Source organism: Noviherbaspirillum sp. (genome assembly GCF_035254685.1).
Classification (GTDB): domain Bacteria; phylum Pseudomonadota; class Gammaproteobacteria; order Burkholderiales; family Burkholderiaceae_D; genus Noviherbaspirillum.
In genome coordinates, this window is sequence record NZ_DATFAI010000057.1 from 128,245 (window position 1) to 137,021 (window position 8,777).

At 61.8% G+C, this 8,777-nt stretch carries 8 protein-coding genes; 6 read left to right on the plus strand and 2 right to left on the minus strand.

The genetic code is table 11. From position 1 onward, the window contains the following. Positions 1 to 52: 52 nt before the first annotated feature. Together VJ698_RS24515 and VJ698_RS24520 are read right to left on the minus strand one after the other, a co-directional pair. Positions 53 to 2,779, minus strand: a complete 2,727-nt coding sequence (locus VJ698_RS24515; protein WP_324105450.1) for an EAL domain-containing protein — start codon at positions 2,777 to 2,779, stop codon at positions 53 to 55. Positions 2,780 to 2,896: 117 nt separating this feature from the next. After that, complete coding sequence (locus VJ698_RS24520) at positions 2,897 to 3,205, minus strand: c-type cytochrome (RefSeq protein WP_324105451.1); 309 nt, start codon at positions 3,203 to 3,205, stop codon at positions 2,897 to 2,899. A 355-nt stretch (positions 3,206 to 3,560) separates the two neighbouring features. Here VJ698_RS24520 and VJ698_RS24525 point away from each other — a divergent pair, with 355 nt between their 5' ends. From VJ698_RS24525 to VJ698_RS24550, 6 genes are all read left to right on the plus strand, one after another. Beyond that, positions 3,561 to 3,749, plus strand: a complete 189-nt coding sequence (locus VJ698_RS24525) for a hypothetical protein (protein WP_324105452.1) — start codon at positions 3,561 to 3,563, stop codon at positions 3,747 to 3,749. Positions 3,750 to 3,872: 123 nt separating this feature from the next. Further along, complete coding sequence (gene ccsA, locus VJ698_RS24530; RefSeq protein WP_324105453.1) at positions 3,873 to 4,859, plus strand: cytochrome c biogenesis protein CcsA; 987 nt, start codon at positions 3,873 to 3,875, stop codon at positions 4,857 to 4,859. A gap of 358 nt (positions 4,860 to 5,217) precedes the next feature. Continuing rightward, on the plus strand, positions 5,218 to 6,792 hold the full coding sequence (locus VJ698_RS24535; protein ID WP_324105454.1) for a sensor histidine kinase: 1,575 nt from the start codon (positions 5,218 to 5,220) through the stop codon (positions 6,790 to 6,792). A 10-nt stretch (positions 6,793 to 6,802) separates the two neighbouring features. Further along, on the plus strand, positions 6,803 to 8,215 hold the full coding sequence (locus VJ698_RS24540; protein WP_324105455.1) for a sigma-54 dependent transcriptional regulator: 1,413 nt from the start codon (positions 6,803 to 6,805) through the stop codon (positions 8,213 to 8,215). A 108-nt stretch (positions 8,216 to 8,323) separates the two neighbouring features. Next, complete coding sequence (locus VJ698_RS24545) at positions 8,324 to 8,500, plus strand: hypothetical protein (protein ID WP_324105456.1); 177 nt, start codon at positions 8,324 to 8,326, stop codon at positions 8,498 to 8,500. 118 nt (positions 8,501 to 8,618) lie between these two features. Continuing rightward, on the plus strand, positions 8,619 to 8,777 hold a 159-nt coding region (locus VJ698_RS24550), incomplete at its 3' end, for a uroporphyrinogen decarboxylase family protein (protein ID WP_324103509.1).

Consider the following 8,777-nt stretch of genomic DNA (forward strand, 5'->3'; position numbering starts at 1 on the left):
CCGTTCTTTCCTTTCCAGTATCAGGACGGAGCAGATGCTCCGTGATATACCGTCATGCCACGATAGCCAGCCGGGTGCGGCCCTCCGTCAGCAGCCGGGTGGCATTGTCGGCGGTCATGGGCCTGCCGAGCAGGTAACCCTGTCCGACCATTCCCTTGTAGGCCTTCAGCAGCCCGAGCTGCGCCTCCGTCTCGATGCCTTCCGCGACCACGCGCAGCCCGAGCTTGCCGGCCATTGCCACAATCGCGCTGACGATTGCCGCATCATCGGACCCTGGGGTCAGGTCGCGGATGAAGGAGCGGTCCACCTTCAGGCTGTGGATCGGCAGCTTCTTCAAGTAGGCCAGCGATGAGTAGCCGGTACCGAAATCGTCGATCGAGAACTGGACACCGAGTTCGGCGAGGTGGTGCATGATCTCGATGCTGGCGTCGAGGTTCTGCATCACCACGGTCTCCGTGATCTCGAGCTCGAGACAGAAGTGCGGCAGGCCGCTCGAGCGCAGGGCGGCGGCGATCTGGTCGGCGAGGTCGGAGGACTGGAACTGACGGCCGGACAGGTTGACGGCCATCAGGCGGTGTCCTGGAAATTCCTTGCGCCATACCTGGGCCTGGGCGCAGGCGGTGCGCAAGACCCATTCGCCGATGGGCACGATCAGGCCTGTTTCCTCCGCGATGCTGAGGAAGGCGTCGGGTGCGAGCAGGCCGCGCTCCGGATGGCGCCAGCGGAGCAGGGCTTCGAAACCGACCAGCTTGCCGCTCTCGCAGTCGAACTGTGGCTGGTACTGCAGTTCCATCTGGTTGCGTTCCAGCGCCTTGTGAAGCGCCGTTTCCATGAGCAGCCGCTGGCTTGCCTGCGTGCCGAGGCCTTCGTCGTACAGCTCATACCAGGAGCCGCCCGATCCCTTGGCGCGGTACATTGCCATGTCGGCGTTCTTGAGCAGTAGCTCGATGGTATTGCCGTCGTCCGGATAAACGCTGATGCCGATGCTGACAGAGACATAGACATCCTCGCCGTCGAGACGGAAGGGCGGACGGAATGCGTCGAGGATCTTCTGTGCCACATTGGCGGCATGTTTTGGGCTGGCGATTTCGCTCAGAACGACGGTGAATTCATCGCCGCCCATGCGCGCCACCGTGTCGGTTTCCCGGATGCTGCCGCGCAGGCGGTGCGCCACCTGCTGCAGCAGCTGATCGCCGGCGTCGTGGCCCATGCTGTCGTTGATCAGCTTGAAGCGGTCGAGGTCGAGGAACATGACGGCGAAATGCTGTTCTTGGTGGCGTTTGGCCATGCCCATGACCTGGTTCAGGCGGTCGGTGAACAGCACGCGGTTGGGCAGGTCGGTCAGCTGGTCGTAATAGACCTGGTGCAGGATGCGTTCCTCGGCTGACTTGCGCTCGGAGATGTCGCTGAAGACTCCGACGAAGTTGGTGACATTGCCATGTTCGTCCGTCACGCGGCTGATGTTGAGCCACTGCGGGTAGATGTCGCCATTCTTGCGGATGTTCCAGACCTCGCCCTGCCACTTGCCGCAGGCATCGATGGTGCGCCACATCTCGTCGTAGAACTCGCGCGTCTGGCGGCCCGAGCTGAGCAGGCGTGGATTGCGCCCGATCACTTCCTCCTGGATGTATCCGGTGATGGCCGTGAACGCGCTGTTGACCGTGAGGATATCGCCGTCGGCGTCGGTGATCGCGATGCCTTCGAGCGAGTTGCCGAAGGCATGGTTGGCGAGCCGCATCGACGTTTCCGCCTGCTTGCGCCGCGATATGTCGCGCACGGTCAGCTGCACCACGCTCTTGTCGCCGAGGTGGGCGACGTCGATGGCGAGGTCCGCCGGGAATTCCTTGCCATCCAGCGAGCGGAACTGCCATTCGCAACGCTGGGCGCCGCTGCGGATGCTCTCCTCGATCATGGCGCGAAGGCCGGGGGCAGATTCGTCGCCGTTCGGCTGTTGCGCGGGCTGCAGCGCGTCGAGGTCGGGTCCGGATCCCGCTTGCCCGGACGGAATGTCGGAAATGGCGAACATGCGGATTGCTGCGCGGTTCACCTCCGTCACATGGCCGTTCTCCAGCATGATGACCCCATCGTTGCTGCTTTCGAACAGCGTACGGAAGCGCGTATGCTTCTCGTCAAGCTGTGCGGTCTTGCGGCGATGTTCCGCGGATTCGCGATACGTCATCCAGCCGATCAGGCAGAAAAGTATCGTGGCCAGCACGCACATGCCGAACAGGGTGTCGCGCACCGCACGGTTGCTGCCGATCGCCTGCTCATGTTCGAGGCGCGCAGATTCGGCGACTTGCGGAAGGACCTGCTGCACGTTCGTCAGCAGGCTGTTGAACAAGGGGAGGGTGTCGGTGGTGTGGAAGCGGTAGGCACGCTCCACATCGTTGCTCATCAGCGTGAGCGAATGTTCGCGGCTCGCCGCGAGGCGCGCATACTGGTAGGCGACCTGGTCCCACTGGTCATGATGTTCGCCCGCAGTCCGCAGATGCTCCAGCGTCTGCCGGATCTCGGCATCCGTCCTGGCGAGGACAGCCTTGTCCGCCGCGGTAAGTTGCTGCTTCTTGAGAGCGTCGAGGAAGAGCGCCTGGGAGCGCAACAGCATCTTCTCGGTATCGGACACCTGCCGCAGGCTTTCACCGCCGGCCTGGTACAGGCGGTCGATGTGGTTCGCGCCTTCGTACAAGCCCCACCATCCGAGATTGCCGACAAAGAAACCGGACGCGGCGCCGACGAGGAACATGATCAACAGCAGGTTCGAGACGATCAGCTTTCTCATCGGGCCTTCCCTCGGCAGTGATTGTTGTTGTGGTGCTGCTGACGCAATCCGGGAGCAGCTTCCGAAAAGGCGGGCCTGTGTGTGCTCGCCGTGCCGCTTCTCTTGTCGGAATCGCCTTTATTTGATCTGGGAGACCATGTAGTCGACCGCTGCGATCACATCGGCGTCAGTCAGGCTGCTGTTGCCGCCCCGTGCCGGCATCAGGTTCTTGCCTTTCAATGCGCTGGTATACAAGGCCTGCATGCCGGAATGAATACGCGGCTCCCACGCCACCTTGTCACCGAACTTCGGTGACCCTGCAGCGCCCGTTGCATGGCATGCCCAGCAGGTCGAGTCATATACCGCCTTGCCGTTTGCCGCCATGGACTGTCCCACCAGCGTCAGCATTGCGGCTAAAAGCGCGACGTATAACAGACTCAACTTCATACTCTCTCCTAGGTTTAACTGGTCTTGTATGGCCCTGCGGAGGCTGGGCCGTTAATAGAATGCAATCGAGCAGCAATTAATGTGCCAAGGATCGGACGCCTGTCGATGAAGTGCATTTGCTGGAAGGCGAGCGGATGAGGTCGAGGGCAGGCGACGCGCGGCGTCCTGAGTCGGCGGCATCATGCGCGTTGACAGAACAGAATGGACGCTTGCGGTTGCGGCAACGATGCGGGTGCCGTTGCATGAGCGCACGCGACGGTCTCCGGATCGCATCCGTGCCTCTGCCTGCGGAGGTTCACGCGCGACATGATTCTCTCCAGTGGTCCTATGCGTTCCCGAAACTGAGAAGCCGATCTTGCTTTATCCCAATCCCGGGAATGGTGCAGCGGGCGTGATGAGAGGGGAGTGGGCATTGCATCGTGCCGATCAGGTGTTCCCTGCCATCGCCATGTGCTGCAACGGCTTCAGACCATCAGATCAGGCCGTTTTTCGCAGCATGGAACCAAACTTGCTTGAAGCGCTTTTGAACATGCGCCGCGTCTGATTTAACGGGATTGCAGGTAGCCGAAATATCAATCGACAAGAAAAACCAATGGACGATGTGAAGGGAGGAGAAAAAAGCCTTGGACAGCCATTTCCCGGTCGTTTCGAGGAGAGAGAGGACTTCATGGAACGGCAAGATGCCGACAATGACAAGGGGTTTGCCGCCGTATCCGCGACATCGTTCTGGATCGGCGTGGCAATTGCCGGCATCGTGCTGCTGGGGGGCATAGAGTATCTGGAAACGGGTGTCCTGTCGTCCGGCACGCGGATCGACGACCTGTTCATTTTCAGGCTGTCCGGATACGCCAACCTGCTGCTGATCAGTTCCACGATCCTTTACGTCGGCCAGCTTTGGAGCACTTCCGAGACGATCGGGCGCTGGGCTTCCGGCCTGGCGTTGCTCGGGGCAACGGTGTCGATCACGTCTCTGCTGTGGCGATGGTTCGAAACGTATTTCCTGCATCGCGTCGGGCACGTGCCACTCGACAGCCTGTACGACACGATGACCTTGCTGTGCGCCGTGACGGTTCTCATCTATCTCGTCATGGAGCGTGTCTATCGGGCGCGGACCGCCGGCCCCTTCGTGATGCTGATCGTGCTCGTGGCAGTGCTGTTCCAGATCTGGCTATCCGCGCACGACGAAGCGATCTCGGGCAACCACCTCCATGTGCTGAAGAGCTACTGGATGTATGCGCACGTGCTCGGAAGTATTGTCGGTTACGCTGCGTACGCCGTCGCGGCATTCATGGCCGCGGGCTATCTGGCAAGGGAGCGGGCTGAATCGCGCGGACAGACCACGGGCTTCGCAATGACCGCGCTGCCGGAACGTGGCTTCATGGACGACATCTCGGGCAAGGCAATGCTGCTTGGCTTCCCCGTCTTCTGCGTCGCAACCGCCTTGGGACTCGTGTGGTTGTACGAGGTGCGCGGCGGGCACTGGATGTGGGAGCCGATGGTCACCTGGGCATTGTTCGTCTGCCTCGCCTCTGGGCTGACGGTGTGCCTTCGCCTGCTGCTCAAGCCAGCCGCCGGCACCGCGGCATGGTGGACCGTCGTCGGCTTCGGCCTCACGATCCTCGCCTACACCGGCGCGCAGCGGCTGTCATGGTAGTACGGCCCGGCAAATTCATGATGATGCCAGATTGGCAATGCGCGAATGCAAAGCGGAGCGTGTGAAGCCGGTCATGCGTGCATGACATGACCGCATGACCTGACCTGACCTGGTGCTGCGCTACGTGCAATGCCTACGGCTCTGCGCAGTCCGTCGCATCTTGTGCCGCTCGTTGCGGCATTTGCTGTTGCTGCGTTTGCATGCCGAAGCGGCACCTGCACCTTGGCAAGCCATCTTGCACTTGGGCAGCGGCGGGCTCATCATGGCGGATTCGGAGCAAAACCTTCCTGTGGTCCCTGCGGACACGGAATGACATTATGGATATCAAGCTGGTCAAATGATTTCAATACGCAAATTCATGAACGCACTGCGCGGTCCTGGCGTCCAACCGGATGCGCCTGCGCTCGGTGCGGTCCCGGGCACCGGGACGGACACGGAAGCCCGGGCTGCCCAGCCCCCTCGCCGGCCCGCGTTCGCGTTCTCGGTGAGGGCAAAGGGCCTGGTGGTCTTTGGCACATTGATTACTTATGCGGTCATTATCGCGCTCTTCGCCTTTCACCAGAAGAACCTGTTGCAGCGCGATTTCGATGAGATCCAACAGTCGCTGGAGGTCGACGCGATGCTGAAACAGGCCGACACTGCCGCCTTTCACGCCGTCATGGCGGTGTTCGCCAACGTCGATTCGCCGGATCGCGAAGCGGGCATGCAGCGCATCCTGATGCATTACCAGATGGTGCGTACCATGCAGGCGCAGCTGAAGGAGCGCATGCCGGGCTTCGACATCAGCCTGACCGGCGTCAATGCGGCACTGGCCGAAGCCGACAAGGATCCTTCCCGTGCGGCCATGACCCAGCTGATCGTCGAGCTGGTGAAGACCAAGAACGAATTCACTGCGCTGGCCGACCGCTCGCAAATCGCACGGCAGCGCATGTCGGAACGCTATCGCCTGCAGACCGACTCGGTCGCCATGACGACGCTGATGATGGGCATGATGGGCCTTGCGCTGCTGGGCGCGATCAGCGGCCTGTTCTTCAAACGGCTCACGGAAGACCTGCGCACCCTGCAGACCCGTGCACTGGAGATCGTCAATGGCTATCGAGGTGAGCCGATTCCGATCAAGCGTCACGACGAAGTCGGCCAGCTGATGACGGCGGTGAATAGCATGGCAACCATTCTCGACAAGCGCGAGAAGGAGCTCATCGTCGAGCGCCAGAAATATTTCCACCAGGAGAAGATGGCAGCGATCGGCGCGCTGGCGGCCGGTGTTGCGCACGAGATTGGCAACCCGATCGCGGCGATCGCCGGCATCGCACAGGACATGGCCGAGCGCCGCACGGAAGGCCTCGGTGCCTGCAACAGCGAGCACTGCCGGCCGTGCCGGCCCGACCTGATCCAGCTGCAGACCGAGCGCCTGGCGGCGATCACGCGCGAGATTTCCGAATTCGCGTCGCCCCAACCGGCCGAGCCGCAGCTGCTGGACCTGAATGCGCAACTGCGCAGCACGGCCAGCCTGATCCGTTACGACAAGCGACTGCGCCGCGTAGAATTGCGGCTCGACCTCGACCATTACCTGCCTGCGATCTACGGTGTGGCCGACCAGGTCACGCAGGTCATCATGAACCTGCTGATCAACGCCATGGACGCGCTTGATCCGGTGATGGACCGGCCCCCGACCATCGTCATCACGACGAAGCCGGATGGCGAGCGCGTCTGCATGACGGTGGAAGACAACGGCCCCGGCATGGAGAAGGAAGTGCTTGAGCGCGTGTTCGAGGCCTTCTTCACCACCAAGCCCGCCGGCAAGGGAACCGGCCTGGGATTGTCCCTGTGCTATTCCATCATGCAAAAGCATGGCGGCAGCATTGACATCGATTCCGTGCCTGGCAAGGGCACTCGTGTACTCGTTTACTTTCCGATAAATGAAACAGCCTAACGACGTTTTAATGAAATCCCTGGAGGTGCTGGTCGTCGACGACGAGCCGGCCATCCGCCAGATCCTGGCCGCGCACCTGAGCAAGTCCGGTTGCAGCGTGTGTCAGGCCGCCAACGGCACGGAAGCCTTCGAGCGCCTGTCGAAGGGGGACATCGACGTTGCGATCAGCGACATCAAGATGCCGGACTTCACCGGCATCGAACTGGTGCGGCGCGCCCGCGCTGCCGGCATCGAAACCAACTTCATCATGATGACGGCCTACGCCTCGGTCGATACCGCGATCGAGGCGATCAAGGCCGGCGCATCCGACTACATGATCAAGCCGGTGCGCAACGAGGAAGTGCTGCACCGCCTGATGAAGGTGCGCGACATGCGCCGGCTCAGTTCGGAAAACCGCGTGCTGCGCAACCTGGTGATGGGATCCGGTGAAGAGCGCTTCACCTTCACCTCGCCGTCCATGAAGGAACTGGAACGCATGATCGCCAAGGTGGCGCCTACCGACAGCACCGTGCTGGTGACGGGCGAAAGCGGCACCGGCAAGGGCGTGATCGCGCGCCAGATCCACCAGAACAGCTTGCGCGCGGACGGTCCGTTCATTCCCGTCAATTGCGGCGCGATTCCCGAGAACCTGATGGAGAGCGAGCTGTTCGGCCACATCAAGGGCTCCTTCACCGGTGCGGACAAGGCGCGCAAGGGCCTCTTCCTCGAGGCCGACAAGGGCACCATCTTCCTTGACGAGATCGGCGAACTGCCGCTGGCGCTGCAGGTCAAGCTGCTGCATGTGATCGAGGAAAAGACCGTGCGCCCGGTCGGCGGCGAACAGGCCAAACGCGCCGACGTGCGCATCATCGCTGCCACCAACCGCGACCTGCCGCAGATGGTCGCGGAAGGCAGATTCCGTGAAGACCTGTACTTCCGTCTGTCCGTATTCCATGTCCACACGCCGCCGCTGCGCGAGCGCCGCCAGGATATCCCCGGGCTGGTGCGATTCTTGCTGGCAAAAGGAGCAAAACGTCTGAACAGCGCTGGCGAGCTTGCCATTGATCCGGACGTTGAGGAAATCCTGAGTGCCTATGACTGGCCCGGGAACGTACGGGAGATGGAAAACGTGGTTGATCGAGCACTGATACTGGCTGATGAAGGGCACATCACTCGCGCCGACCTGCCGCCGCAGATTGCACGTATTGCGCCGGCCGGCAAGAATGGTGTTGCATTGTCCGAATCCGGCGACAGCTTGCGCGAGCAGGTGCGCCGCTTCGAGAGCTCCGTGATTTCCAAGGCCATCGCCGATGCCGGCGGTGACCGGCGCGCGGCAGCGCAGAAGCTGGGCATCGGCTTGTCCAGCCTGTATCGCAAGCTGGAGGAATACGAAGCACTCGGCCTGCTGCCGGACGGCGGGGAGACCCGCCAGGTGCAACGCTGAGGCATCGGAGCGCGGGAGAGCCGAAGGCCGCGCTTTCGGCATTCGCTATTGCAGCACCGCTTTCCCGTGAATCCCGCAAATGAGAATATCGACCAGAGGGAAATGGAAATGCTCTCTAAACTGAGAATGCATGAGAATGAATTTGCAAGGCTCGCACAGCTTGCCAAGGTTTTTGCCACGCTGCTCGTCGCGATCCTCGCGGTTGGCTACAGCAGCGGACTGTATGCAGCCGTCCCCGCCAGCGGGCAGGATTGCACGGCTGCCGTTGCGCAAGGCTCGAACTGACCGGCGTACGGGCAACAAGCCGCAGGCTTCGCTGCGCTCTCGCGCATATTTCGCATCATCTCCCTGCTCATTCTTCCGCCATGGAAGAATGAGTACTTAAGCCGTCAGAAGATCTTCCATGTCATCCACCTTCGCCCCCCTGAAAAACGACACCTTCCTGCGCGCCCTGTTGCGCCAGCCGACCGACTACACGCCGCTGTGGCTCATGCGCCAGGCAGGCCGCTACCTGCCGGAATACTGCGCCACCCGCAAGCGTGCCGGCTCTTTCCTCGGCCTG

Excerpts from the sequence above, each read along its gene's own strand:
- VJ698_RS24515 (WP_324105450.1), bottom strand. The coding sequence starts at position 2,779 with ATGAGAAAGCTGATCGTCTCGAACCTGCTGTTGATCATGTTCCTCGTC.
- VJ698_RS24520 (WP_324105451.1), bottom strand. The coding sequence starts at position 3,205 with ATGAAGTTGAGTCTGTTATACGTCGCGCTTTTAGCCGCAATGCTGACG.
- ccsA (WP_324105453.1), top strand. The coding sequence starts at position 3,873 with ATGGAACGGCAAGATGCCGACAATGACAAGGGGTTTGCCGCCGTATCC.
- VJ698_RS24535 (WP_324105454.1), top strand. The coding sequence starts at position 5,218 with ATGAACGCACTGCGCGGTCCTGGCGTCCAACCGGATGCGCCTGCGCTC.
- VJ698_RS24540 (WP_324105455.1), top strand. The coding sequence starts at position 6,803 with ATGAAATCCCTGGAGGTGCTGGTCGTCGACGACGAGCCGGCCATCCGC.
- VJ698_RS24545 (WP_324105456.1), top strand. The coding sequence starts at position 8,324 with ATGCTCTCTAAACTGAGAATGCATGAGAATGAATTTGCAAGGCTCGCA.